The following is a 22,881-nucleotide window of genomic DNA, read 5'->3' as shown; positions in this document are numbered from 1 at the left end:
CACAACACATCACGGAAGGGAAGCCCACTGTGCCTGTCACTCAAGAAGAAATCATCGCCGGCCTCGCCGAAATCATCGAAGAGGTGACCGGCATCGAGCCATCCGAGATCACCCCGGAGAAGTCGTTCGTCGACGATCTGGACATCGACTCGTTGTCGATGGTGGAGATCGCGGTGCAAACCGAGGACAAGTACGGGGTGAAGATCCCCGACGAGGACCTTGCGGGCTTACGCACCGTGGGCGACGTCGTCACCTACATCCAGAAGCTTGAGGAAGAAAATCCCGAGGCCGCCGAGGCGATCCGCGCCAAGATCGAGGCCGAGAACCCCGAGCAGGTCGAGAAGGTCCGCGCGAGGATCGAAGCGGAGACCAAGTGACCAGGCCTTCCACTGCTAATGGCGGTTTCCCCAGCGTCGTGGTCACCGCCGTCACGGCGACGACATCGATCGCGCCGGACATCGAGAGCACGTGGAAGGGCCTGCTAGCCGGGGAGAGCGGCATCCGCCTCCTTGAGGATGACTTCGTCACCAAATGGGATCTGCCGGTGAAAATCGGCGGCCACCTCAAGGAGCCGATCGACAATCACATGGGGCGGCTGGATTTGCGGCGCATGTCGTATGTCCAGCGGATGGCCAAGCTGCTGGGTAGTCAGCTGTGGGAGGCCGCCGGCAGCCCCGAGGTTGATCCGGACCGGTTCAGCGTGGTCATCGGCACCGGTCTGGGCGGCGCCGAGCGGATCGTCGAGAGCTATGACCTGATGAACCAGGGCGGACCCCGCAAGGTGTCGCCGCTCGCCGTTCAGATGATCATGCCCAACGGCGCCGCCGCGGTCGTCGGTCTGTTGCTGGGGGCCCGGGCCGGGGTGATGACCCCGGTGTCGGCCTGTTCCTCGGGCTCGGAGGCGATCGCTCACGCCTGGCGTCAGATCGTCATGGGTGACGCCGACGTCGCCGTGTGCGGCGGTGTCGAGGGCGTGATCGAAGCGCTGCCCATTGCGGCGTTTTCCATGATGCGGGCGATGTCGACCCGCAACGACGACCCGGAAGGGGCCTCCCGCCCGTTCGACAAGAATCGCGACGGCTTCGTGTTCGGCGAAGCCGGGGCGCTCATGCTGATCGAAACCGAGGAACACGCCAGGGCTCGCGGCGCCAAGCCGCTGGCGCGGCTGCTCGGTGCCGGCATCACCTCGGACGCTTTCCACATGGTGGCGCCCGCGCCCGACGGGGTGCGCGCCGGCCACGCAATGATCCGCTCGCTGCAGCTGGCGGGCTTGTCGCCCAAGGACATCGACCACATCAACGCGCACGCCACCGCCACGCCGATCGGCGATGTGGCGGAGGCTAACGCCATTCGGGTGGCCGGGTGTGAGCATGCCGCGGTGTATGCCCCCAAGGGCGCGCTGGGCCACTCGATCGGCGCGGTCGGCGCCCTCGAGTCGGTGCTCACCGTGCTGACCCTGCGCGACGGCGTCATCCCGCCGACACTGAACTACGAAACCCCGGATCCCGAGATCGACCTGGACGTCGTCGCGGGTGAACCCCGCTACGGCGATTACCGGTACGCCATCAACAACTCGTTTGGGTTTGGCGGGCACAACGTCGCGCTCGCCTTTGGGCGTTACTGAAAGTCACGAAAGGAACGCATCCGACACCCATGACAGAGCTCGTTACGGGAAAAGCGTTTCCCCACGTGGTTGTCACCGGCATCGCCATGACGACCGCCCTGGCATCCGACGCCGAAACGACGTGGAAGATGCTGCTGGATGGGCAGAGCGGGATTCGCAAACTCGAAGATCCGTTTGTCGAGGAGTTCGACCTGCCGGTTCGCATCGGTGGACATCTCGTTGAGGAATTCGATAGTCAGCTAACGCGCGTCGAAAACCGTCGGATGGGCTACCTGCAGAAAATGGCCACCGTGCTGGGCCGACGGGTGTGGGACAACGCGGGCTCGCCCGAGGTCGACACCAACCGGCTGACGGTGTCCATCGGCACCGGCATGGGATCCACCGAGGAACTGGTCTTCGGCTACGACGACATGCGCGTTCGGGGCATGAAGGCGGTCTCACCGCTGGCCGTGCAGATGTACATGCCCAACGGCGCCGCCGCGGCGGTCGGGCTGGAACGGCATGCCAAAGCCGGTGTGATGACACCGGTCTCGGCATGCGCCTCGGGCTCGGAGGGCATCGCCCGCGCCTGGCACCAGATCGTGCTCGGTGAGGCTGACATCGCGATCTGCGGCGGTGTGGAAACCAAGATCGAGGCGGTGCCGATCGCGGGGTTTGCCCAGATGCGCATCGTGATGTCGACGAACAACGACGATCCGCCGGGCGCCTGCCGGCCCTTCGACAGGGACCGCGACGGGTTCGTGTTCGGCGAAGCCGGGGCGCTGATGGTCATCGAGACCGAGGAGCACGCAAAAGCCCGCGGCGCCAACATCCTGGCCCGCCTGATGGGGGCGGCCATCACCTCCGACGGCTACCACATGGTGGCGCCGGATCCCAACGGCGAACGCGCCGGGCACGCCATGACCCGGGCGATCCAGCTGGCCGGCCTGACCCCCGCCGACATCGACCACGTCAACGCGCACGCCACCGGAACACAGGTCGGTGACCTCGCCGAGGGCAAGGCCATCAACAACGCGCTGGGCCCCCATGGCGGCAACGCCGCGGTGTATGCGCCCAAGTCCGCGCTCGGTCACTCGGTGGGGGCGGTCGGCGCGGTGGAGTCGATCCTCACGGTGCTCGCGCTGCGGGACCAGATCATCCCGCCCACACTGAACCTGGTGAACCTCGACCCGGACATCGACTTGGACGTGGTCGCCGGCAAGCCGCGCCCGGGCAACTACAAGTACGCGGTCAACAACTCATTCGGATTCGGTGGGCACAACGTCGCGATTGCCTTCGGGCGGTACTGACCTGCTGACCGGTGCACTGACAGGAGACCTGCGATGACGATCGTGGCCCCGGAGGCGGTCGGTGAGTCGCTGGATCCCCGCGATCCGCTGGTGCGGCTGTCCGCGTTCTTCGACGACGGCAGCGTGGAGTTGCTGCACGAGCGTGACCGCTCCGGGGTGCTGGCCGCGGCGGGCACGGTGAACGGTGTTCGCACCATCGGATTCTGCACCGACGGCACCGTGATGGGCGGCGCCATGGGTGTCGAGGGCTGTGCGCACATCGTCGACGCCTACGACCTGGCTATCAGCGAGCAGCACCCGATCGTGGGTATTTGGCATTCCGGCGGTGCCCGGCTGGCCGAAGGGGTGCGGGCGCTGCACGCGGTCGGGTTGGTGTTCGAGGCCATGATCCGGGCGTCGGGCTACATCCCGCAGATCTCGATGGTGGTCGGTTTCGCGGCCGGCGGCGCCGCCTACGGCCCGGCGTTGACCGACGTGGTGATCATGGCCCCGGAAAGCCGGGTGTTCGTCACCGGTCCCGATGTGGTGCGCAGCGTCACCGGCGAGGACGTGGACATGGCCCAACTCGGTGGACCGGAGACCCACCACAAAAAGTCCGGGGTGTGCCACATCGTCGCCGACGACGAGTACGACGCCTACGAGCGGGGCCGCCGACTGGTCGGATTGTTTTGCCAGCAAGGGCATTTCGACCGCAGCAAAGCCGAGGCCGGCGACACCGACCTGCATGCCCTGCTGCCGGAATCCCCGCGGCGGGCCTATGACGTTCACCCGATCGTGCACGCGCTCCTCGATGACGGCACGTTCGAGGAGTTCCAGGCCAGGTGGGCGCCGTCGATGGTGATCGGACTCGGGCGGCTGTCGGGCCGGACGGTCGGTGTGCTGGCGAACAACCCGCTGCGCCTGGGAGGCTGCCTGAACTCGGAAAGCGCTGAAAAGGCAGCACGTTTCGTCCGGTTGTGCGACGCCTTCGGCATCCCGCTGATTTGTGTGGTCGACGTTCCGGGCTATCTGCCCGGGGTAGACCAGGAGTGGGGCGGTGTGGTGCGCCGCGGGGCTAAACTACTGCACGCCTTCGGCGAGTGCTCCGTTCCGCGGGTCACGCTGGTCACCCGAAAGATTTACGGCGGGGCCTACATCGCGATGAACTCCCGCTCACTGAACGCCACCAAGGTGTTCGCCTGGCCGGACGCCGAGGTGGCGGTGATGGGTGCCAAGGCGGCGGTGGGCATCCTGCACAAAAAGAAACTGGCCGCCGCACCCGAGCATGAGCGGGAGGCGCTGCACGAGCAGCTGGCCGCCGAGCACGAGCGCATCGCCGGAGGTGTGGACAGCGCCATCGAGATCGGTGTGGTCGACGAGAAGATCGACCCCGCGCACACCCGCAGCAAGCTCACCGAGGCACTGGCCACGGCTCCGCCGCGCCGCGGCCGCCACAAGAACATCCCGCTGTAGTTTGTAGCGCGAGCAGACGCAAAAGCCCCCGAACCAACGGTTTTCGGGGGCTTTTGCGTCTGCTCAGCGGGGCGTCACCCATTACTTGACGAGTACCGAAATCAGCGCCCTGCCCCGCTTGGACGTGGCACGATTCCGCAACCGGTACCACACGTCGCCGACGCCGTTCCTCGAGGCGTTGGCACAGCTTGGCCGACTATCAAGCCCAAGAAGGCTTTCCGCGGTGCCGTGAGCGAAACGCTCCTTGTCCTCGGGCGAAAGCCCACATTGCTCAAGAAATTCCATGGCGGCGAAGTTGTCCTGCAGCGGCTAGTCGACCGAGAACATCAGGTTGTCCAGGCCCAGCATCGCTCGGGCACGTCGACTCGGTCATCGCATCCGACCGAGAATCTGACACAGCACCTTACGCAGTCCGCTTTCCGGGCCAGCGGGCAGCTTGTCCGCGCGCCATCCGACGAAATCATCCGGGCGCACCAACAGTGCTCCGCCTGGAGCAAGGCCGGTGGTCGCCGCCCATGCGCCGTCGAGATCAACGGCGTCGCCGTTGGGACCAATGCGATGGACAGTGATCGGGACGCCCAACGCTGCCGACGCCGACGCCGCGGCGTCGACCCATGGGGCGCCGTCATCGCCGGTCAACAGGGTAAAGCCGGAGCCGAGCAGGTCGAGAGTCGAAACCTCCTTTCCGTCGCGGCGCACCCAGACGTGCGGCAGCCGAGTACCGGGTTGTCCGCGCAATTCCTCAACCAGCGATACGGCGTCCGGGTCAGCCAGCGCAGGTTCATCACTCACGACCGCGGCCGACCGGTATTGGTAGCCGATGAGGAGCGCGAACATCGGCTCCTCCTCCTCCGGCGGCAATTGCGGCCGGTTCTCGTCCAACCGCAGAAAGGCAAGTGACGGACCAGTGAGCGACTGGCGAGCGTTGAAGCGGCCGACCGGATGGCGCTCGGTGTGGTACGTACTGAGCAGCTCGGGTCCGGCCACGCCGTTCAAGACGGCGGCGAGCTTCCAGGCCAGGTTGTCTGCGCTTTGGATGGCCGTGTTTGCTCCCCCGGCCTTGAACGGCGGCATCGTGTGCGCGGCGTCGCCGACGAGAAAGACTCGCCCGCATTGGAATTGGTCGGCTACCCGCTCGTATGGCTGCCACGCAGCGACGTCGGCAATCTCCAGGTCGATCTGTTCGCCGATTGCCTTAATCAGTATCTCCGCGCACCGCTCCGGAGTGAACTGCGCGGCAGTTTGGCCTTTCTCGGGGAAGTAGGTGGTGATGAATATGCCAAAGTCGCCCTCGACGACCAGGAATATGCCCTCCACATCAGCGTTTTTGACTTGTACGCCATCCCCATCCCCTAAGTGCGGCACGAACTTCCGCCAAGGCGCCTTAAAGTAGATGAAGACGACGAAGATCGGCACCGCGCCGTACCCGGAAGTGGCGATGGCAAGTGAGTCTCGCACCGGGCTGTGCACGCCGTCGGCGGCGACGAGATAGTCCGCGCGTATCGTTTCTGCTGCGCCCGAATCCCGGTTGCGCACAACCACTGTCACACCGTCGTTGTCCTGGTCGAACGACGACAACTCCGCCCCGTAGCGAACTTCGTTGCCATGCCGGCGGGTTTCGGCCGCCAGCATCGGCTCCAGTCGGCTCTGGGGTAGATACTGCGCGGACGGCTCGGGGCTGAGTCCTCGAAGGGCGCGAAGATGGCGTCGATGTTCATGCCCGGTTCTACTTCGGCGCTGTTGAGCGTTGGCTTGACGACCAGGTCCGAAACATGCTCGGCGACGGCATGCATCTCCTCACCGAGCCCCAGACGCCGCAGGATCTCCAGGCTGCGGAAGCTCAGGTTGCGGGCTTTCGGGTAGATGAAGACCTCGCGCCGCTTCTCGACCAGCAGTGAGCGAACGCCGTGCTGGGCGAGCAATGCGGATGTCGCAAGGCCTCCGGCGCCCGCGCCGACGATGAGTACAGGGACACGCGTGAGGTTCATCCTCATCTACCCTCCACGGACTCGGTGACGCCAGCGGGATGCAGCCGTATCGCCAGCGCCGCTCTCAGCAAACAAACAAACAGGTTGCGGGGCTCCATGAGGCTGACTCGCTTCCAGTCGGCACTGGTCGATATTTGCGGAACGTATCGGTTCCGTTCCGCGTTAAGACTGGCACGAATTGCGGCCGCGCGCAACTTCTCGAAGTCAGGCCGGTCGCTCCGGGGCGCGCTAGTTGGGAGGATCGGCGGTCGCGAGCGGCAGAATCAGCTCTTCCAGGACACGCCGGACGTAGACACGATCGATCGGCCGTCCCGTCAGCACTCGCAGTACGTTGAGGCCCAAGAGCGCGTCGGGTAGAAGCGTCAAATCGCGGCCGGCGGGAATCTCGCCTCGGGCTACCGCGTGGTCGAGGACCGTCCTGATGATCCGACGGGGGGTGGAGAGCACGAGATCATCCAGCGCCGCCGCCAGAACTGGATGGTGCATTGCCGCCGTCGCCGCCCCGACAATCACCTTGATCGTGCTCAGAGCGGCTTCATCGTAGTCAGGTACCGCGGCAACCAGCGCTTCGATGTCACCACGAAGGCTGCCGGTATCCGGAGCCTGCACCGGCCCAAGTCCCCGCCGCCAATGGGCGATCGCCTCGGCCACCACCGCGGCCTTCGACGGCCAGCGCCGATAGATCGCGGCCTTGCCCACGCGGGCGCGGGACGCGATGTCGTCCATGCTCATCCGGTCGTAGCCAAGTTCGCCCAGCCCCTTCAGCGCCGCATCCAGGATGGCGCCATCCAGAGAGCGATCGAAGCGTCCCGGATTTTTCCCCGATGGTCGGCGTGGCGTACGCGCGGCCCGGCCGCTTCGAACGCTGTCGGTACTCATGACCATATCCCCCAATTCAAACCGAGACGCGACGGTTCCGTTTCACTATACTCGGGCCGGGAACCTCGCCGCATAGACATAGATGAGTGCCCGGCCTCTCGATCATGCCGGGCAAACGACTCGTGGGCCTCCCCTGCGCATAAGCCCGTGGTGGCCGGCGCTGGCGGCTCGCTGGCCGCCGCACCCGAGCATGAGCGGGAGGCGCTGCACGAGCAGCTGGCCGCCGAGCACGAGCGCATCGCCGGAGGTGTGGACAGCGCCATCGAGATCGGTGTGGTCGACGAGAAGATCGACCCCGCGCACACCCGCAGCAAGCTCACCGAGGCACTGGCCACGGCTCCGCCGCGCCGCGGCCGCCACAAGAACATCCCGCTGTAGGCCTCCGGCGTCTTGCGCCCCGGTCCTGAGGCGAGCCACCGGCAAAACATCAGCGTGAGCTATGCTCCGGCCCGCACCGTCTCGGGGCGTACGATCATTCACGCCCCCACATAAGCAACGAAGCAGCGGGCACGGCCAAGTGAGGATAGGTGTCGATGACCAGGCTCAAGGTGTTAGTGCTGGCTCTCTTCACGGCTTACTGGATGATAATTGCGGCCATGGTGCTGGTCGCCCGGCCGCAGTATGACCAGCTGCTGAAGCTCTCCGGTAACTCTCAAAAGGGTGAGGTGCCGTCGCTGGTGATCCTGACGGCGGTCCTCGCAACGCTGTCGATCGGCGTGATTCGCGGCTGGCGATGGACCTTTTGGCTCATTCTCCTGGTGTTTCTGGCCGGGGTGCTGCGCGCGGGCGAGATGGCCATGCAGTTGATCGGCCTGAGGCCGCACCACGGGCCGGTCTGGTACGTCGTTTTGCCCGGCATGATCGGCTTGATTCAGTTCGTTATCGCACTCGGCATGATCGTCAGCTATCGCAGGGTGGGCCCCTGGGGCCGCCCCTCGCCGCGGTGACACGACCGACCGATGAAATCCGCGACACCCTGAAATACGGCGTCGTGCGCACCAGGAGCCGGGCCCCCCGGTCCGGCTTGCCGGTGTTCAGCCGGGATGCGACGACGCTATGGCCTCTGAGACCATCGCGTACGCGTGAGCCAATTTCTCGATCTCGTTGGTGCTCGAGCCGCTGAACTGCTTGAGCTTGCCAAGCTCAGCCCTGATCGCTATGTACAGCTCCTGCGCCGTCTCGTTCCGCTCCTGGGCCGCGTTCACGATACTGCCTCCTAATCGGTTAGTAGGGATGGGTGCTGGTCGTGTTGACCGGGGTCTGTTTCTGGCGGGGTCTGCCGCCGGGTTGATGCCTGGTGTCTCCCGGCGTTCGACGCCTTGTGAAAGAGCGGCGCGCCTGGCGGCAGGTCACGTGTGTGGGTGGTGGGATGCTGTTGCCCGAGCTTGCCGCGGGGTTGACTTCCTGATGGTTGTTCCCGAGCCTTGAGCTCTTCGATAGAACGAGGTCTCGCGGTGGGCTGGAGTCACGGACGGCTACTGAGATGACGGACCATCGAGTCCTGCGATTAGGGCGCCGCACAACTCCGCCGGGGACAACACAATCACCGAGTACCGGAGGGATGCCTTGGCACTGTTTTGTGGAATTGATTGGGCCACTGATCATCACGATGTCGCGGTCGTCGACGACGACGGGCGTGTGGTGGCGCGCGGACGGGTCAGCAATGACGCGGCCGGCTTCGCCCAGCTGTTGACGCTGTTGGCCGATGCCGGCGACACCGCCGATGATCCGATCCCGGTGGGGATCGAAACCGACCGCGGGCTGTGGGTCGCTGCGCTGCGCGAGACCGGTCGGGTGATCTATCCGATCAACCCGCTGGCGGCCTCCCGCTATCGGGCGCGGTATGCGCTGTCGGGGGCCAAATCCGATGCCACCGACGCGGTGCTGCTGGCCAACATGGTGCGCACCGACCCCGACGCGCACCGCCCGCTGCCTGCCGACACCGAGCTGGCCCAGGCCATTAGGGTGCTGGCCCGGGCTCAGCAAGACGCGGTGTGGGCGCGCCAGCAGATCGGCAACCAGATCCGTGACCTGCTCAAGGACTTCTACCCGGCCGCGATCATCGCCTTTGCCGGGCTGCCCAGCGGGGGTTTGGCCCGCGCCGATGCCCGCGCCATCCTGGCCGCCGCACCCACTCCCGCCGAGGCTGCCCGGTTGACCCCGGCGCGGCTGCGCCGACTGCTGATCAAAGCCGGCCGCCGCCGCGACCTCGACCGCGACGTCGAGCGGCTGCGCGCGGTGTTCACCGGCACCTACCTGCACCAGCCGCCCGCAGTCGAAAACGCCATGGGCATTCAGCTGACGGCGCTGCTGCGCCAGTTCCAGGCCGCCAGCGCCGCCGCTGATGAGTTGACTGAGGCGGCGACCGCCCATTTTGAGCGACACCCGGACGCCGAGATCATCACCAGCTTTCCCGGGCTGGGGAAGCTGGCCGGCGCCCGGGTGCTGGCCGAGATCGGCGACGACCGAACCCGCTTCGCCGACGCCCGCGGATTGAAGGCCTTCGCCGGATCCGCCCCCATCACCCGAGCCAGCGGCAAGAAAACCATAGTGACACACCGCCATATCAAGAACCGGCGCCTGGCAACTGTCGGGTCGATCTGGGCGCTGGCCGCGCTGCGCAGCTCCCCGGGAGCCCGCCGCCACTACGACGCCCGCCGCGCGGCCGGAGACTGGAACCGCCAAGCCCAACGGCACCTGTTCAACAAGTTCCTCGGCCAGCTTCACCACTGCCTGCAAACCGGCCAGCCCTACGACGAACACCGGGCGTTTCCACCTCCTCTCCCACTCACGGCTTGACTTTCAACTTCCTGAGATGTCTTTCACCCGATGCCGCTCGTTCGCGTCCGAGCCGGCTCCCCAACTCGTTTAGCCGGTTAGCCCAGCATTGCCAAAAACTCCTGCGTCACACCGACCACCCGCTCACGATCCGCCGCCACCAGACCGATGCGGGTGCGGCGATCGAGAATGTCGCCGACCTCCAGCGCGCACTCGTGGGTCACCGCGTACTCGAACTCGGCTCGGGTCACGTCGATGCCCTCGGCGACCGGATCGGTGGGCCGCTCGCAGGTGGCCGACGCGACGACGTTGGCGGCTTCGGCCCCGTAGCGCGCGACCAGCGAGGCCGGCAGGCTGGCGACGGGCCGCGTCGCCGGCCCCGGGTTGGCCGGCGCGCCGATCAACGCCAGGTGGTGCGTCCGGCATTTTCCGGCATCCAGGCGACGCCAGACGATAGCGCGGTCGAGCACGTCTTGTGCCATATACCGGTATTCGGTCAGCTTGCCGCCGACCACGCTGATCACGCCGGACGGCGATTCCACCACGGCATGCCGGCGCGACACGTCGGCGCTGCGGCCGTCGCCGGTGTCGATCAGCGGCCGCAGACCCGCGTAAGCACCAATGACATCACTGGCGTTCAGCGGCGTGCCCAGCACGGTGTTCACCGTATCGAGCAGAAAAGCGATGTCGCCCGGCGTCGGCTGCGGCACATCGGGAATCGGGCCGGGTGCGTCTTCATCGGTCAACCCGAGATAGACGCGGCCCAGCTGTTCGGGCATGGCGAACACAAAGCGGTTGCGCTCACCGGGAATCGGAACGGTCAGCGCCGCGACCGGATTTCCGAACGAGCCGCTAGCGAAGACGAGATGGGTTCCGCGGCTCGGCCGCAGCCTCAGGTGCGGATCGATCTCGCTTGCCCACACCCCGGTCGCGTTGATCACCGCACGCGCGGACACCTCGAACGATCCGCCGCCGCGCTGATCGGTCAACCGGACCGAGGTCCCGGTGGCCTCGGACGCGGCCACATACGAAAGAATCCGGGCGCCGTGTTGCGCGGCGGTGCGCGCCACCGCGATGACCAGCCGGGCGTCGTCGACAAGTTGGCCGTCGTAGGCCAAAAAGCCGCCTTCGAGGCCGTCGCGCCGCACCGCGGGAACCATGCCGATGACTTCTTGCGCCGCGATGCGGCGCGAACGCGGCAGCACCGCCGCCGGGGTACCCGCCAGCGCGCGCAACACGTCGCCGGCGAGAAACCCGGCGCGCACCAGTGCCCGCTGCCCACGTCCCATCGACGGCAGCAACGGCACCAGCTGCGGCATCGCGTGAACAAGGTGAGGAGCGGTGCGCGACATCAGGATCCCGCGTTCGATGGCGCTGCGGCGGGCGATGCCCACGTTGCCGGTGGCCAGATAGCGCAAGCCGCCGTGGACCAGCTTGGAACTCCATCGGCTGGTGCCGAACGCCAGGTCGTGTTTCTCCACCAACGCCACCCGCAGGCCCCGTGAGGCGGCGTCCAGCGCGATGCCGGTGCCGGTGATGCCGCCACCGATCACCACGACATCGAGGGGCTCGCCATCGGCCAGCGCGGTCAGCTCGGCGGTTCGCCGTGCCGCATTGAGTGCGGTGCGCATCGGAACGAACATCCGTTCAGCGAGTCAAGCGGGTCGCGTCCAGTCTCGGCTGCACGGTACCCGCGGGGTGGGGCGGCTGGGCAGTCGGCACTCGCGTCCCGGCCGGCTGGCGCGGGTAATACTGTAACGCATGGTCAGCCGCGAGGAACTGCTGCCGCCGATGAAGTGGAACGCGTGGGGTGATCCGGCGGCGGCCGTCCCGCTCTCCGACGGCATCAGGTCGTTGCTGAAAGAGGCTTTGGGCGTGCCGGATTCGCCTCCCCCGGAACTCGACCCCGAGCAGGTGCGGTTGCGTCCCTCGGCGTTGTCGCCGACCGATCGCGACGCGCTTACCGCGATGCTCGGAGCCGACTACTGCCGGGTCGGCGACCGCGATCGGCTGTTGCACGCTGGCGGCAAGTCGACTTTGGACCTGCTGCGACGCAAGCACTCCGGCGAACAGGATGCTCCCGATGCGGTGCTGCTTCCCGGAAACGACGACGACGTCGCGGCTATCCTGCGCTACTGCACACACCACGGCATCGCGGTCGTCCCGTTCGGCGGCGGCACCAGCGTGGTCGGCGGACTCGATCCGATTCGGGGCCGGTTCACCGCCGTAGTCGCGCTGGACCTGCGGCGCTTCGATGAGTTGTTGGCTCTCGACGAGGTCTCCGCGGTAGCGGAATTCGGTGCCGGCGTCACCGGCCCCGAGGCCGAACGGCTGCTCGGGGAACACGGCTTCTCGTTGGGGCATTTCCCGCAGAGCTTTCAGTTCGCCACCCTCGGGGGTTTCGCCGTAACCCGGTCTTCGGGCCAGGACTCGGCCGGCTATGGCCGATTCGACGACATGGTTTGCGGGCTGCGGGCGATCACCCCTGTCGGCGTGCTGGAGCTGGGCCGAGCACCGGAATCGGCCGCCGGCCCGGATTTGCGTGAGCTGCTGATCGGGTCCGAAGGCACCTTCGGGGTCATCACCCGGGTGCGGCTGCGGGTGCACCCGGTGCCGGAAACCATTCGATACCAGGCGTGGGCATTTCCCGATTTTGCGACCGGGACCGCGGCGTTGCGTGCCGTCACCCAGGCCGGTGCGGGCCCGACGGTCATCCGGCTTTCCGATGAGGCGGAAACCGGGGTGAACCTGGCCATTACCGACGCGATCGGGCAGCAGCGGATCACCGGCGGCTGCCTGGCCGTCACCGTATTCGAGGGCACCCGGGCGCACGCCGAAAGCAGGCATGCCGAGACGGCTGCCCTGCTGGCCGCCCACGGCGGTAGCTCGCTGGGGGAGGCACCGGCACGGGCCTGGGAGCGCGGCCGGTTCAGCGCGCCGTATCTGCGCGACTCACTGCTGGCCGCGGGCGCCTTGTGCGAGACCCTGGAAACCGCGACGTATTGGTCGAACATTCCCGCGCTCAAGCAGGCCGTCACCGCGGCGCTCACCGCGTCGCTGGCGGAATCCGGCACGGCGGCGCTGGTGCTGTGCCACATCTCGCACGTGTACCCCACCGGCGCGGCACTGTATTTCACCGTGGTCGCCGCGCAGCGGGGCGATCCGATCGAGCAGTGGCGCGCGGCGAAAGCGGCCGCATCGGAAGCGATCATGGCGACCGGGGGCACCATCACCCACCATCATGCGGTCGGTACCGATCACCGGCCGTGGATGGCGCGGGAGGTGGGTGAGCTGGGCGTGCGCCTGCTGCGAACCGTCAAATCGACCCTGGATCCCGCGGGAATCCTCAACCCCGGCAAGCTGATCCCGTGACCGGGCAGCTGCGGCGGCGGGAGATCGGCCAGGTGACCGTGCTGACCAACCCGGTATCGGGCCGCGGCCAGGCCCCGCGGGCCGCGCACGCCGCGATCGCGCGATTGCGGCAGCGCGGTGTGGGTGTCGCCGAAATCGCCGGCACCGACGCGCATCACGCGCGTCTCCTGATCGACGAAGCCCTTGAGCGCGGCACCGACGCCCTGGTGGTGACCGGCGGTGACGGTGTGATCTCCGACGCGCTGCAAGCGTTGGCGGGCACCGACATCCCGTTGGGCATCGTGCCCGCAGGCACCGGTAACGACCATGCTCGCGAATTCGGGCTCCCGACCAAGCATCCCGACGCTGCTGCCGACATCATCGCCGACGGCTGGACTGAAACCGTGGACTTGGGGCGGATTTGTGATCGCAGCGGTGTGGTCAAGTGGTTCGGCACCGTGGCGGCTGCGGGGTTCGACTCGCTGGTGACCGACCGCGCCAACCGAATGCGCTGGCCCCGCGGACGGATGCGGTACAACCTGGCGATGCTCGCCGAACTCCGGAACTTGCGGCTGCTGCCGTTTCGGCTCACGCTCGATAACGGTCAAGAGATCGTCACCGAACTCACGTTGGCGGCTGTCGGCAATACCCGCAGCTATGGCGGCGGCATGCTGATCTGTCCCGACGCCGACCACGCCGACGGCCGACTCGACATCACCATGGTGCGCTGCCCTTCACGGATCCGGCTGATCCGCTTATTTCCCACCGTTTTCAACGGCACTCATGTCGGTCTTGACGAGGTGCGCACGGCACGCACCACGTCCACCGAGATCGAATCGGCCGGCATCAACGTCTACGCCGACGGCGAATACGCCTGCCGGCTGCCCGCCGAGATTTACGCGGTCCCGGGTGCGTTGCAGATTCTGCGCCCCGCTACCCCACACTCCGGCTGAGCCAGCTCACCTGACCGGCGTCGCCACCGTCGCGATACGCCTCCAGAGCCTCGTCCCAGGCCGTTCCCAGCACCGAATCCAGTTCGGCGGCAAGCACGTCAGGACCTTGCGCCATCATCGCCCGCAGCCGGTTCTCGCTGACCATGATGTCCCCGTTGGCGCTTGTGGACCCACTCCACAGGCCCAATTGCGGAGTGTGGCTGAACCGTTGCCCGTCGACACCGGGACTGGGATCCTCGGTGACCTCGAAGCGCAGCACCGACCACGAGCGCAACGCGTTGGCCAACCGCGCACCGGTGCCTACCGGCCCCACCCAGTTGGTCACCGCTCGCAACTGTCCGGGCATCGCCGGCTGCGGGGTCCACTGGAGGTTCGCCTTGGCCTGCAGAATCGACGACAACGCCCACTCCACATGCGGGCACACCGCCGCGGGTGAGGCGTGGATATACACCACGCCGCTGGTCACATCGGCGAATTGGTACGACGCGCACATCTGTTGCTCCTTCGGCTCCAGGACGTCTTCCCCTACGACCCGGCGAAACCGACGAGCAGATGCGATGAAGTTGTGTCTTACGTGCCTATTGTGCCTCTTGATACCCCTGTTGCGCTAGTCTGGGGCGGTTTCGGCTATCACCGCGTCGGACAGTGCCGGCCACAAGGGCAGCGCCCATTCACCGAAATCACGATCGGTGAGCACCACCAGCGCCAGGTCCAGGTCCGGATCCACCCAGATGAAGCTGCCCTGCTGGCCGAAGTGGCCGTAAGTCCGGGGCGAGTTGGTCCTGCCGGTCCAGTGCGGCGACTTGGCGTCCCGGATCTCGAATCCCAGCCCCCAGTCGTTGGGCCGTTGCACGCCGTAGCCGGGCAGCACACCGTCCAGACCGGGAAACTGCACCGCGATCGCCTGGGCATGCATCCGCGCCGACACCGTCGACGGCCTCAGCAGATCGCCGGCGAACGCCACCAGGTCGGTCACCGTCGAGGTGGCGCCGAATCCCGCCGCTTGAGCCCCGCCGTCCAGCCGGGACGCGGTCATGCCCAGCGGGTCGAAGACCGCCTCGGCCAGGTAACGCGTGAACTCGATGCCCGATGCCTCTTGCACGGCCTCGGCCAGCAGGGTGAAGCCGTAGTTGGAATACATCCGGCGCACGCCCGGCCTGGCCAGCACCCGATTGGAGTGCATCGCCAGTCCGGACGCGTGCGCCAGCAGGTGACGCACCGTCGACCCGGGCGGACCGGCCTGGGTGTCGAGATCGAACACCCCTTCCTCGACCGCGACCTGCACCGCCCGCGCAACCAGCAGTTTGGTCACCGACGCCAAAGCGAACACCCGCCCGGTGTCGCCGTGGGTTGCCAGCGGACCGGACGGCCCCACCACGGCGGCCGCGGCGGCCGTGACCGGCCAGTCATCGAGGGCGTCGAGGGCAGCCATCGGGTGCAGCCTATCCTCCGGGTGGCGACGGTGCGTGCCGCGCTAGCGGCGAACGACGCGCCGCGCGAGCGCTCCGGGTTGAAGCCTTGGCACCAGGGGAGCGAACTCACCGCCGGGCTACGTTGGAGACTATGCCTTCGACGGTGCGCGGGGTGATTGCCCGTAAGAAAGCCGAACCGCTTGAACTGGTCGACATCGTCATCCCCGACCCTGGGCCCGGTGAAGCCGTCGTCGATATCGCCGCGTGCGGTGTCTGCCATACCGACCTGACCTACCGCCAGGGCGGCATCACCGATGACTACCCGTTCCTGCTGGGCCACGAAGCCGCGGGCACCGTCGAATCCGTGGGGCCGGGGGTGACCGCGGTCCAACCGGGCGATTTTGTGGTCCTCAACTGGCGTGCGGTATGCGGTCGGTGCCGCGCCTGCAAACGCGGCAAGCCGTGGTATTGCTTTGACACCTTCAACGCAGACCAGCCGATGACACTGACCGACGGCACCGCATTGACCCCGGCGCTGGGCATCGGTGCGTTCGCCGACAAAACACTGGTGCACGCCGGTCAATGCACCAAGGTCGGCCCCGAAGCCGACCCGGCGGTGGCCGGCTTGCTGGGTTGCGGAGTGATGGCCGGCCTGGGTGCCGCGGTGAACACCGGTGCGGTCAGCCGTGGCGACACCGTTGCGGTGATCGGCTGTGGCGGTGTCGGCGATGCCGCGATCGCGGGCGCGGCGCTGGTTGGGGCCACACGGATCATCGCGGTCGACACCGACCACACCAAACTCGCCTGGGCCCGCAAGTTCGGCGCCACCCACACCGTCAACGCGCACGAATCCGACGTCGTTACGGCGATTCGGGATCTCACCGACGGTTTCGGTGCCGACGTGGTGATCGACGCCGTAGGCCGCCCCGAAACCTGGGAGCAGGCTTTCTACGCGCGGGATCTCGCCGGAACGGTTGTGCTGGTGGGGGTGCCCACGCCCGAAATGCGCATCGAGATGCCGCTGCGGGATATCTTCTCCCACGGTGGCGCCTTGAAATCATCGTGGTACGGCGATTGCCTGCCCGAACGCGATTTTCCCACGTTCATCAGCCTCTATCTGCAAGGCCGGCTTCCACTGCAAGACTTCGTCACCGAACGCATCGGACTCGCTGACATTGAGGAGGCGTTCCGCAAAATGCAGACTGGCAAAGTCTTGCGCTCGGTGGTGATGCTATAACGACCCACCGGCCGTATGGTCACTGACGTATCGTCGGGATATTCGAACTCACTAGTGGCAGTGGAGAACTCGATTCCGCTGGGCCAGCTACGCTTCCGCGGGACGCAGCGGCGTAGTATGCGGGTGACATCCGAAGCGGCCGGGGAGGGAGGGGCTTTGCCGGCACCAGCCACAATGAATGTAAATAAGGCAATAGAATTCGGCCAACTCGTGGGCGCCGCTTACCGGAAACCGCCAAACGACTTGACAAATGCAGCCGGTCAGCAGTTAAGGGCTGAGGGTGTGGCCTATATGGTGATCACGACGATCTATGCCAATGATCTGGCGACCGACATTAATCCCTCCCGCGGCGAGGATGACGTTTCGATCGGGCTGATCTGCCAGGCAAATCAAGCCGGTGATGTGGTAATCGCCATCCGGGGCACCGAAGGCATCTGGGAGTGGATCCATGACTTCGAATTCCAGCAGGTACCATGCCCTTTCCTGGCGGGAGCCGGCCGGACGGAAGACGGCTTCACCGCCATGTATGAGTCCCTCAAAACCGGAACTGCACCGAATTCTCCTCCCGTGGTCAGCGCATTGACCACGCTGTCGTTTCCCCGTCCGGTCAGCTCGGTGACGATTTGCGGGCACAGCCTGGGAGGTGCCCTTGCGACGCTGCTCGCCCTCGACGTCGCGGCGAACACCGGCTTTAGCGAGCCGACCGTATACTCCTACGGCAGTCCGCGCGTCGGGGATCCGCGCTTTGCAAGCACCTTCGACAAGCTGGTCAAGAACTCATACCGGATCGCGAACCGCCTGGACATCATCCCGGCACTACCCCCTGCCCCAGACTACAAACACGTGCTCAATCCATATGAGCTGAACCCGATTCTGCTATTACCTCCTCCCCCAAAGGTTTTGGTGAAGTTTACTCCCGGATGCGAACACTCCCTCGTGACGTACCTGCATCTTTTGTCACGTCAATCCGGTGGACCACCGATACCGCTTGAAACCAGGTGCCAGCCTTAGACCCCTAGCGCCCCCCGTGACTCAGCCGGCATGTCGTCCAATGCCATGTCGTCCAATCCGGGCCGGTGTTGGCGTGCCGGCCTCCTCCCGGGGTGCACCGCACCCCATTCTCGCCGGCACGCCATACTCGTTGGATATGGCGTTCAAGGTGTGGCTCCGCAGCAGCGATGACCCGCTCGACCGCGGCGACGGTGACATTTACGATTTCCTTCCCGGTGGGGTGCTGGCGGTTCACTACGTAACGGCGGGTCGCTGGTCGGACTACTACTCCCCGACCTCCTGGGAGCACCTCGCGGCCGCGCCCAACCATCGGCCCGGTGAACCGTCGGATCAGTCTATTGGCCCAGACTTCGATTAGCGGTGTGGCGGGCTTTACTTCACCAATCGGTCGATTCGGTTGTTTCCCGTCCGGTGGTGGCGGGATCCGCCACCCATAACGCCCCGAAATCCGGCAGTGTGTGCGTACCCTCAACGCATGCAGCAGCACGCCGGCACCGCTGAAGATGCCTGCTATAGGGGCCTCGCGGCATATCGCAAGTGCGTTGACCGTATTCGCCTCGCCTGGCCCGGGTTCGCCGAGGAGCGCCGCCGACGGCTCAACCAGGCCGGCATCGGGCGACCGGTGGAGAGGGTCGCCGAAAACATCCTCGAGGACATGTTCACGACCGTCCTCGACTGGCCGGTAGCAGACGTCAAATTGCAGGTCGGAGGAACCCGCGGATTCGCCGATATCGTGCTGGCCCGGTTGGGCTTCAAGCGGCTCGTGCTGGAGGTCAAAAGGCCGGGCTCGCTGACCGGCCGTCGCGCAGCGATTGAGGCGGCCCTCCTGCAAGCGCGTCGCTACGCTGCGGATCAGCGCGTCTCGGCCGTGGCGGTCAGCGATGCCACCTTGCTGTACGCGGCCGACGTCCACAGCGGGGGGCTGCGCCCCCGGGTGTGGCTCACCCTGGACAGCGAACGACACGCGCACCTGGAAGCTGCCCTATCTGCTGGCGGACGGCGCGACCCCGGACCCCCAACGGCTCCCTAAGGCGATTCAGTGCATCGTGAGGAACTATCGAGGCACCACGGTCGACATTCCCGAGGCGGATGTCGGCGATGTGTTGGTGCGACTCGGGCGCGCGGCCGCGAAGCTCCGGAAAATGCCGTGCCAAAACGCATTCACCGCCGCGGCGTACCTGGAGGCCCACCAGCTCCTGGAACAGCTGAACCGGTTATCCGACGTGGGGTGCTGCGGGCAGAAGCACGACATCAAGCCGTTGCGCGGACAAGCGAAGGACAACCCGTGAAGACGTTGACACTGAGCGTTGTGGTAATGGCAGCGGCGGTGGCGCTTGCGCCCGCTGCCCGAGCGGGCATGCAGATCGGCAACTACGCGCTTCAAACCGACCGGGATCCGGGACATGCCTGGATTTGGGAGATCAGACCGTGCTCACCGGAATGCGTTCACGTGCAGGCGGTGCCGCAGCCCAACGGGCAAGCGGCGCCTTATGAGGGGAACGCCCAATTGGCCGACGGTCGCTACACCATGAGCGTCGACGTGCCCGATGGGGTGCGCTGCGTCGTCTATTTCCTGCCCTCGCATGACACCTACACCTGGGATGCGCTGACGCTGACCGGTTCGGTGGAATCCAGGTACGACGCGGGCTGCGGCGGCACGCCGGGAGGGACCGACACCTACGCGTTCCGGCTCGTCCGCTGGTAGCTGCCCGCTGTGGCGTGGGTTGGCGCGCACCCGCCCGCCCCGCGGGCAAAGCCGGGTCACGGCGCCCGGGAGCGTGCTGTAAACCGGGCAAGCCAACCCGCAACGCCGCTGCATTTGACGAGCGGATCGGCTGCGGCGACGATTAACCCAATGGCGGCCGAATCTGGCGTCCCCCGACCACGAAATGCCCGGCGATGACGTTTAAACCCGACACCGAGCCCGGGCTGCATATCGAGCTGTCCCTCGACCAGCGCCGGGCGCTTAAAGCCGCCGCCGCACGGCTGCACGCCGAATTCGACGGTACCTTCGACGTGCAGACCATCGAACGGTTCGTGTACTCCTCGTACAACAAGGTCGCCGCGGGCGCGACCGTCTACGACTTTTTGGCGCTGCTGGCGGAGCGCTTCACCCGCCAGCGACTTCGCGCCCTGGCCAAGGTGGAGGGTAAGTCCGGCGACGACAAGCCCGTCGTGTTGTTCTTGTGCAACCACAACGCCGGCCGATCCCAAATGGCGATGGCTTTTTTCAACCACCTCACCGGCGGTGAGGCGGTGGCGTGGTCCGGCGGATCGCAGCCCCAACGCGAGGTCAATCCCGCTGTGGTCGCCGTGATGGCCGAGCGCGGCATCGACATCAGCGGTGAGTACCCGAAACCCTGGACCGACGAGATCGTGGAAGCTGCCGACCTGATCGCCTCCATGGGCTGCGCCGATGCCCCAACCGGGCCCGGGTTTCAACATCAAGATTGGGTCATCGACGACCCGGACGGCAAGGATATGGCGGCCCTGCGGGATATCCGCGATGACATCGAACAAAAGGTTCGCCGGCTGATCGCCGACCTCGGGCTCCCTTGCCGCGACTGAGCGGACCGCCGACCCGCTTCATCGGTCCGTGATTCGTTCTGCTCACGGGTGGTGCACGAGCGTCACGGCGGAAACGTCACCCCGTTTCACCAGACACGCACCCAGTCGACGAGCATGTCCGCCGGATAGCTGCCCGGGCTGGGATCACCCCCACCCGAGCCGGCAACCGCGAGATTGAAAACCGTAAACATCCGATAGCCCGGGTCGCTGAACGGCCAGTCCGGCAGGGAGTTCGCCGGAACGTCGAAATACGGTTGCGCGCCGTCCACGTAGTCCTGCCAGAAGCGGATACCGGCCGCGTCCCACTGGCATCGCCACGTGTGCCAGGCGCCGTCCAGCGAAAGGTTATGGGTCTTCCACTCCGAGCCGTTGGCCTTTGCGTGGACGGTGGTCGCCGACGGCCAGTTGCCGTTGCCGTACCACTCGAGCACATCGATTTCGCCGCGGTCGTCATTACCCAACCAGAAGGCGGGCCAGCAACCCGCGGTCAGGCAGTTCAGCTTGATCCGGGCTTCCCAGGTGTGGCCGACAGTGCCCGTCCACACGCTTTGCACTTTGCCGCTGTAGTAGGTTCTGCCGTCTTTTGCGGCGCGCAGTACCAGGTTGGAGTTGCCGTCGAGGAACACGTTTCGGCGGTCGTCGCGATACTGCCCGACGTTCTCGGGTCGCTCCCAAAACGTCGGATTTTTCATCGGCTCCCGGGCCCGCGCCACCGTCCACTTCGATGGATTCGGGGCGGATCCGGCCGGTCCGTCGAACTCATCCTGAAAAAGATAGGTACCCGCGGTAGCGCCGGGCGGCGCGGCGGGCGGGGGCCGTCGATCCGCCGGCGCGGACGGGTAGGCCCGGGCGCGCGGGACCCCGATCGCGGTCGCCAAGACGCCGATCCCCATCGTCACCATCAGGCTGCGTCGGTCCATCTCGGGCATGTTTCGAATGAAACCACGCGGGCCGTCAGCGCGCAGGGCGTCCCAGCGTTCGAGCCCGATCAGTGACGGGTGAGCTTCTCGCGGGCCACGTCGGCGAGGAAACGCCGCGGCGACACCGGCCGGAACGCGCGGGCGGCATCGGTGAGCGCGTCGCGTGACTCCGCGCTCAGCTCGATGTCTGCGGCGGCGGCGTTGAACTCGAGTTGCTCCGCACTGGACGCCCCGGGAATGGCGACCACGCCCGGCAGGCTGATCAGCCAGGCGAGCGCCACCTGCGCCGGTTTCGCATCCATTTCCGCCGCGACGTCACGCAACGTGCCCAGCAACGGTTCGATCCGGCGCAGGTTCTCGGTGCCGAACAGGGGGTTGAGCGCGCGAACACCGCCGGGGCGGTTGTCGGGACCGTACTTGCCGCTCAGCAGTCCTTGCGCCAGTGGGCTGTAGGCGATCACGACACGGTTCTCGCGCTCGGCGAAAGGGACGAGGTCGTCGAGCGGCCCGGGATGTGCCAAAGAGAAATGGACCTGGTTGCTGATGACCGGACGCCCGAGCGCGGCATCGGCCCGCTGCCACCGGGACAGGGAATAGTTTGAGACGCCGGCCGCGCCGATAACGCCGCTGTCGAGCAGGTCGCGCATTCCCGGCATGATCACCGAGTCGGGGACCACCGGGTTGGGCTGGTGGATCTGATAGAGGGGGATGCGTTCCAGCTGCAGCCGACGCGCGCTGGCGCGCGCCCGCTGCCTGATCACCGGGGGAAACGGCGCGATCGGCATGATTTTGCTGGCCACCACAACCTCGCCACGCCGGTCGCCGAGCGCCTCGCCGAGTATCCGTTCGCTTTTGCCCAGCCCGTAGATCTCGGCGGTGTCAAACAGCGTCACCCCCAACGCAAGAGCCCGCTGGACGATGTCGCGGGCGGTACCGGAGGCATAGCGCTCGCCGTAGCCCCACTCGCGCGAGCCGAACTGCCAAGTGCCCAGCCCGATCCGGCTGACTTTTCCGATTCCTTCGACGTCCAGGTACTTCATATCGACCACCGTACCGAGCCGGCCGAGCACGCCCGGCGCCGAACGCCCGCGGAACCGCAGCGTTCGCGCCCGCCGACCCCGACCGGCCGGCGCCGGGCCATAAGATCGGCCAATGCATCTCGACGAATACCTGTCATACGATGCGACGGCGCTGGCCGAACTGGTCGAAAGCAAGCAGGTCACCCCGGCCGAACTCCTGGCCTTGGCGCGCCGGCGCGCCGATGCGGTCAACCCCCGATTGAACGCGATCGTCCGTCGCCTCGACGAGGCGGCCGACAGGCAAGCCACCGACCCGAATCTGCGCGGCCCATTTGCCGGGGTCCCCCTGTTGCCTCACGTCAAGATGCCCGCGAGGTTTGATTCGTTGCCTCATCCGAGG

22 protein-coding genes and 3 pseudogenes are annotated in these 22,881 nt (G+C 66.5%); 17 read left to right on the top strand and 8 right to left on the bottom strand.

The genetic code is table 11. The annotated features are described in order from the left end of the window. Positions 1-29 precede the first annotated feature (29 nt). From acpM to QJR12_RS05320, 4 genes are read left to right on the top strand one after another with little or no spacing between them, the layout of a single operon-like run. Positions 30-377, top strand: coding sequence for a meromycolate extension acyl carrier protein AcpM (acpM, locus tag QJR12_RS05335; RefSeq protein ID WP_300579666.1), 348 nt, complete (start codon positions 30-32; stop codon positions 375-377). Further along, positions 374-1,624: a 3-oxoacyl-ACP synthase KasA gene (kasA, locus tag QJR12_RS05330; protein ID WP_300579665.1), complete on the top strand. Its 1,251-nt coding sequence runs from the start codon at positions 374-376 to the stop codon at positions 1,622-1,624. Before acpM ends, kasA begins: the two co-directional genes overlap by 4 nt. Positions 1,625-1,653: 29 nt before the next feature. Continuing rightward, a complete protein-coding gene (gene kasB / locus QJR12_RS05325) occupies positions 1,654-2,913 on the top strand; it encodes a 3-oxoacyl-ACP synthase KasB (protein WP_300579664.1) in 1,260 nt (419 codons plus the stop codon). Between the two features lie 33 nt (positions 2,914-2,946). Beyond that, complete coding sequence (locus QJR12_RS05320; protein ID WP_300579663.1) at positions 2,947-4,365, top strand: acyl-CoA carboxylase subunit beta; 1,419 nt, start codon at positions 2,947-2,949, stop codon at positions 4,363-4,365. Between the two features lie 369 nt (positions 4,366-4,734). On the opposite strand, the pseudogene QJR12_RS05315 reads toward QJR12_RS05320, so the two are convergent. Then, positions 4,735-6,353, bottom strand: a pseudogene (locus tag QJR12_RS05315) (FAD-dependent monooxygenase). A 228-nt stretch (positions 6,354-6,581) separates the two neighbouring features. After that, positions 6,582-7,232 (bottom strand): TetR/AcrR family transcriptional regulator, encoded by a 651-nt coding sequence (locus QJR12_RS05310; RefSeq protein WP_300579662.1) that lies wholly within the window; start codon positions 7,230-7,232, stop codon positions 6,582-6,584. A gap of 171 nt (positions 7,233-7,403) precedes the next feature. Between QJR12_RS05310 and QJR12_RS05305 the strand changes: the two are divergent. Both QJR12_RS05305 and QJR12_RS05300 read left to right on the top strand, forming a co-directional pair. Continuing rightward, positions 7,404-7,610: pseudogene (locus tag QJR12_RS05305) on the top strand (acyl-CoA carboxylase subunit beta); the annotation flags it as partial. A 155-nt stretch (positions 7,611-7,765) separates the two neighbouring features. Beyond that, complete coding sequence (locus tag QJR12_RS05300) at positions 7,766-8,179, top strand: hypothetical protein (protein WP_300579661.1); 414 nt, start codon at positions 7,766-7,768, stop codon at positions 8,177-8,179. Positions 8,180-8,266: 87 nt separating this feature from the next. Here QJR12_RS05300 and QJR12_RS05295 read toward each other — a convergent pair whose 3' ends face one another. Continuing rightward, positions 8,267-8,437: a hypothetical protein gene (locus QJR12_RS05295; RefSeq protein WP_300579660.1), complete on the bottom strand. Its 171-nt coding sequence runs from the start codon at positions 8,435-8,437 to the stop codon at positions 8,267-8,269. Positions 8,438-8,804: 367 nt separating this feature from the next. On the opposite strand from QJR12_RS05295, the gene QJR12_RS05290 reads away from it, so the two are divergent. Further along, positions 8,805-10,031 (top strand): IS110 family transposase, encoded by a 1,227-nt coding sequence (locus QJR12_RS05290; RefSeq protein ID WP_300576469.1) that lies wholly within the window; start codon positions 8,805-8,807, stop codon positions 10,029-10,031. A gap of 77 nt (positions 10,032-10,108) precedes the next feature. Here QJR12_RS05290 and QJR12_RS05285 read toward each other — a convergent pair whose 3' ends face one another. Further along, on the bottom strand, positions 10,109-11,653 hold the full coding sequence (locus QJR12_RS05285; protein ID WP_300579659.1) for a glycerol-3-phosphate dehydrogenase/oxidase: 1,545 nt from the start codon (positions 11,651-11,653) through the stop codon (positions 10,109-10,111). A 148-nt stretch (positions 11,654-11,801) separates the two neighbouring features. Between QJR12_RS05285 and QJR12_RS05280 the strand changes: the two genes are divergently transcribed. Continuing rightward, complete coding sequence (locus QJR12_RS05280; RefSeq protein WP_366526293.1) at positions 11,802-13,382, top strand: FAD-binding oxidoreductase; 1,581 nt, start codon at positions 11,802-11,804, stop codon at positions 13,380-13,382. Beyond that, complete coding sequence (locus tag QJR12_RS05275) at positions 13,379-14,314, top strand: diacylglycerol kinase (protein ID WP_300579657.1); 936 nt, start codon at positions 13,379-13,381, stop codon at positions 14,312-14,314. Before QJR12_RS05280 ends, QJR12_RS05275 begins: the two co-directional genes overlap by 4 nt. Here the strand turns inward: QJR12_RS05275 and QJR12_RS05270 are convergent. Beyond that, complete coding sequence (locus QJR12_RS05270; protein WP_300579656.1) at positions 14,295-14,807, bottom strand: DUF3145 domain-containing protein; 513 nt, start codon at positions 14,805-14,807, stop codon at positions 14,295-14,297. The genes QJR12_RS05275 and QJR12_RS05270 overlap by 20 nt on opposite strands. A 114-nt stretch (positions 14,808-14,921) precedes the next feature. Further along, entirely contained in the window at positions 14,922-15,746 is an 825-nt protein-coding gene (locus tag QJR12_RS05265; protein WP_300579655.1) for a serine hydrolase domain-containing protein, read from the bottom strand. Between the two features lie 131 nt (positions 15,747-15,877). Here QJR12_RS05265 and QJR12_RS05260 point away from each other — a divergent pair, with 131 nt between their 5' ends. The 7 genes from QJR12_RS05260 (at position 15,878) to QJR12_RS05230 (ending at position 20,542) form a co-directional block, all read left to right on the top strand. Further along, on the top strand, positions 15,878-16,963 hold the full coding sequence (locus QJR12_RS05260) for an S-(hydroxymethyl)mycothiol dehydrogenase (RefSeq protein ID WP_300579654.1): 1,086 nt from the start codon (positions 15,878-15,880) through the stop codon (positions 16,961-16,963). 291 nt (positions 16,964-17,254) lie between these two features. Beyond that, positions 17,255-17,974 carry a lipase family protein gene (locus tag QJR12_RS05255; RefSeq protein ID WP_300579653.1) on the top strand — a complete coding sequence of 240 codons (720 nt, stop codon included), beginning with the start codon at positions 17,255-17,257 and terminating at the stop codon, positions 17,972-17,974. 136 nt (positions 17,975-18,110) lie between these two features. Continuing rightward, entirely contained in the window at positions 18,111-18,332 is a 222-nt protein-coding gene (locus QJR12_RS05250; protein WP_300579652.1) for a hypothetical protein, read from the top strand. 117 nt (positions 18,333-18,449) lie between these two features. Next, positions 18,450-19,004 (top strand): hypothetical protein, encoded by a 555-nt coding sequence (locus tag QJR12_RS05245; protein ID WP_300579651.1) that lies wholly within the window; start codon positions 18,450-18,452, stop codon positions 19,002-19,004. 16 nt (positions 19,005-19,020) lie between these two features. Further along, the gene (locus tag QJR12_RS05240) at positions 19,021-19,263 is read left to right on the top strand and encodes a hypothetical protein (protein ID WP_300579650.1); all 243 of its coding nucleotides are present in this window, start codon (positions 19,021-19,023) and stop codon (positions 19,261-19,263) included. Positions 19,264-19,289: 26 nt separating this feature from the next. Further along, positions 19,290-19,679 (top strand): hypothetical protein, encoded by a 390-nt coding sequence (locus QJR12_RS05235; RefSeq protein ID WP_300579957.1) that lies wholly within the window; start codon positions 19,290-19,292, stop codon positions 19,677-19,679. Between the two features lie 194 nt (positions 19,680-19,873). After that, positions 19,874-20,542, top strand: coding sequence for an arsenate reductase ArsC (locus QJR12_RS05230; RefSeq protein ID WP_300579649.1), 669 nt, complete (start codon positions 19,874-19,876; stop codon positions 20,540-20,542). Between the two features lie 86 nt (positions 20,543-20,628). On the opposite strand, the gene QJR12_RS05225 is transcribed toward QJR12_RS05230, so the two are convergent. Both QJR12_RS05225 and QJR12_RS05220 read right to left on the bottom strand, forming a co-directional pair. Beyond that, the gene (locus tag QJR12_RS05225) at positions 20,629-21,471 is read right to left on the bottom strand and encodes a glycoside hydrolase family 16 protein (RefSeq protein WP_300579648.1); all 843 of its coding nucleotides are present in this window, start codon (positions 21,469-21,471) and stop codon (positions 20,629-20,631) included. A gap of 59 nt (positions 21,472-21,530) precedes the next feature. Beyond that, positions 21,531-22,502: an aldo/keto reductase gene (locus QJR12_RS05220; RefSeq protein ID WP_300579647.1), complete on the bottom strand. Its 972-nt coding sequence runs from the start codon at positions 22,500-22,502 to the stop codon at positions 21,531-21,533. 112 nt (positions 22,503-22,614) lie between these two features. Here QJR12_RS05220 and QJR12_RS05215 point away from each other — a divergent pair. Further along, a pseudogene (locus QJR12_RS05215) lies at positions 22,615-22,881 on the top strand (hypothetical protein); the annotation flags it as partial.

Source organism: Mycobacterium sp., assembly GCF_029961025.1.
Classification (GTDB): Bacteria; Actinomycetota; Actinomycetes; order Mycobacteriales; family Mycobacteriaceae; genus Mycobacterium.
This window is presented reverse-complemented; position numbering and strand designations above follow the sequence as displayed.

Coding starts and splice junctions, on each gene's coding strand:
- kasB (WP_300579664.1), top strand. CDS start 1,654: ATGACAGAGCTCGTTACGGGAAAAGCGTTTCCCCACGTGGTTGTCACC.
- QJR12_RS05320 (WP_300579663.1), top strand. CDS start 2,947: ATGACGATCGTGGCCCCGGAGGCGGTCGGTGAGTCGCTGGATCCCCGC.
- QJR12_RS05310 (WP_300579662.1), bottom strand. CDS start 7,232: ATGAGTACCGACAGCGTTCGAAGCGGCCGGGCCGCGCGTACGCCACGC.
- QJR12_RS05300 (WP_300579661.1), top strand. CDS start 7,766: ATGACCAGGCTCAAGGTGTTAGTGCTGGCTCTCTTCACGGCTTACTGG.
- QJR12_RS05285 (WP_300579659.1), bottom strand. CDS start 11,653: ATGTTCGTTCCGATGCGCACCGCACTCAATGCGGCACGGCGAACCGCC.
- QJR12_RS05280 (WP_366526293.1), top strand. CDS start 11,802: ATGAAGTGGAACGCGTGGGGTGATCCGGCGGCGGCCGTCCCGCTCTCC.
- QJR12_RS05270 (WP_300579656.1), bottom strand. CDS start 14,807: ATGTGCGCGTCGTACCAATTCGCCGATGTGACCAGCGGCGTGGTGTAT.
- QJR12_RS05265 (WP_300579655.1), bottom strand. CDS start 15,746: ATGGCTGCCCTCGACGCCCTCGATGACTGGCCGGTCACGGCCGCCGCG.
- QJR12_RS05260 (WP_300579654.1), top strand. CDS start 15,878: ATGCCTTCGACGGTGCGCGGGGTGATTGCCCGTAAGAAAGCCGAACCG.
- QJR12_RS05255 (WP_300579653.1), top strand. CDS start 17,255: ATGGTGATCACGACGATCTATGCCAATGATCTGGCGACCGACATTAAT.
- QJR12_RS05250 (WP_300579652.1), top strand. CDS start 18,111: ATGGCGTTCAAGGTGTGGCTCCGCAGCAGCGATGACCCGCTCGACCGC.
- QJR12_RS05245 (WP_300579651.1), top strand. CDS start 18,450: ATGCAGCAGCACGCCGGCACCGCTGAAGATGCCTGCTATAGGGGCCTC.
- QJR12_RS05235 (WP_300579957.1), top strand. CDS start 19,290: ATGGCAGCGGCGGTGGCGCTTGCGCCCGCTGCCCGAGCGGGCATGCAG.
- QJR12_RS05230 (WP_300579649.1), top strand. CDS start 19,874: ATGACGTTTAAACCCGACACCGAGCCCGGGCTGCATATCGAGCTGTCC.
- QJR12_RS05225 (WP_300579648.1), bottom strand. CDS start 21,471: ATGCCCGAGATGGACCGACGCAGCCTGATGGTGACGATGGGGATCGGC.
- QJR12_RS05220 (WP_300579647.1), bottom strand. CDS start 22,502: ATGAAGTACCTGGACGTCGAAGGAATCGGAAAAGTCAGCCGGATCGGG.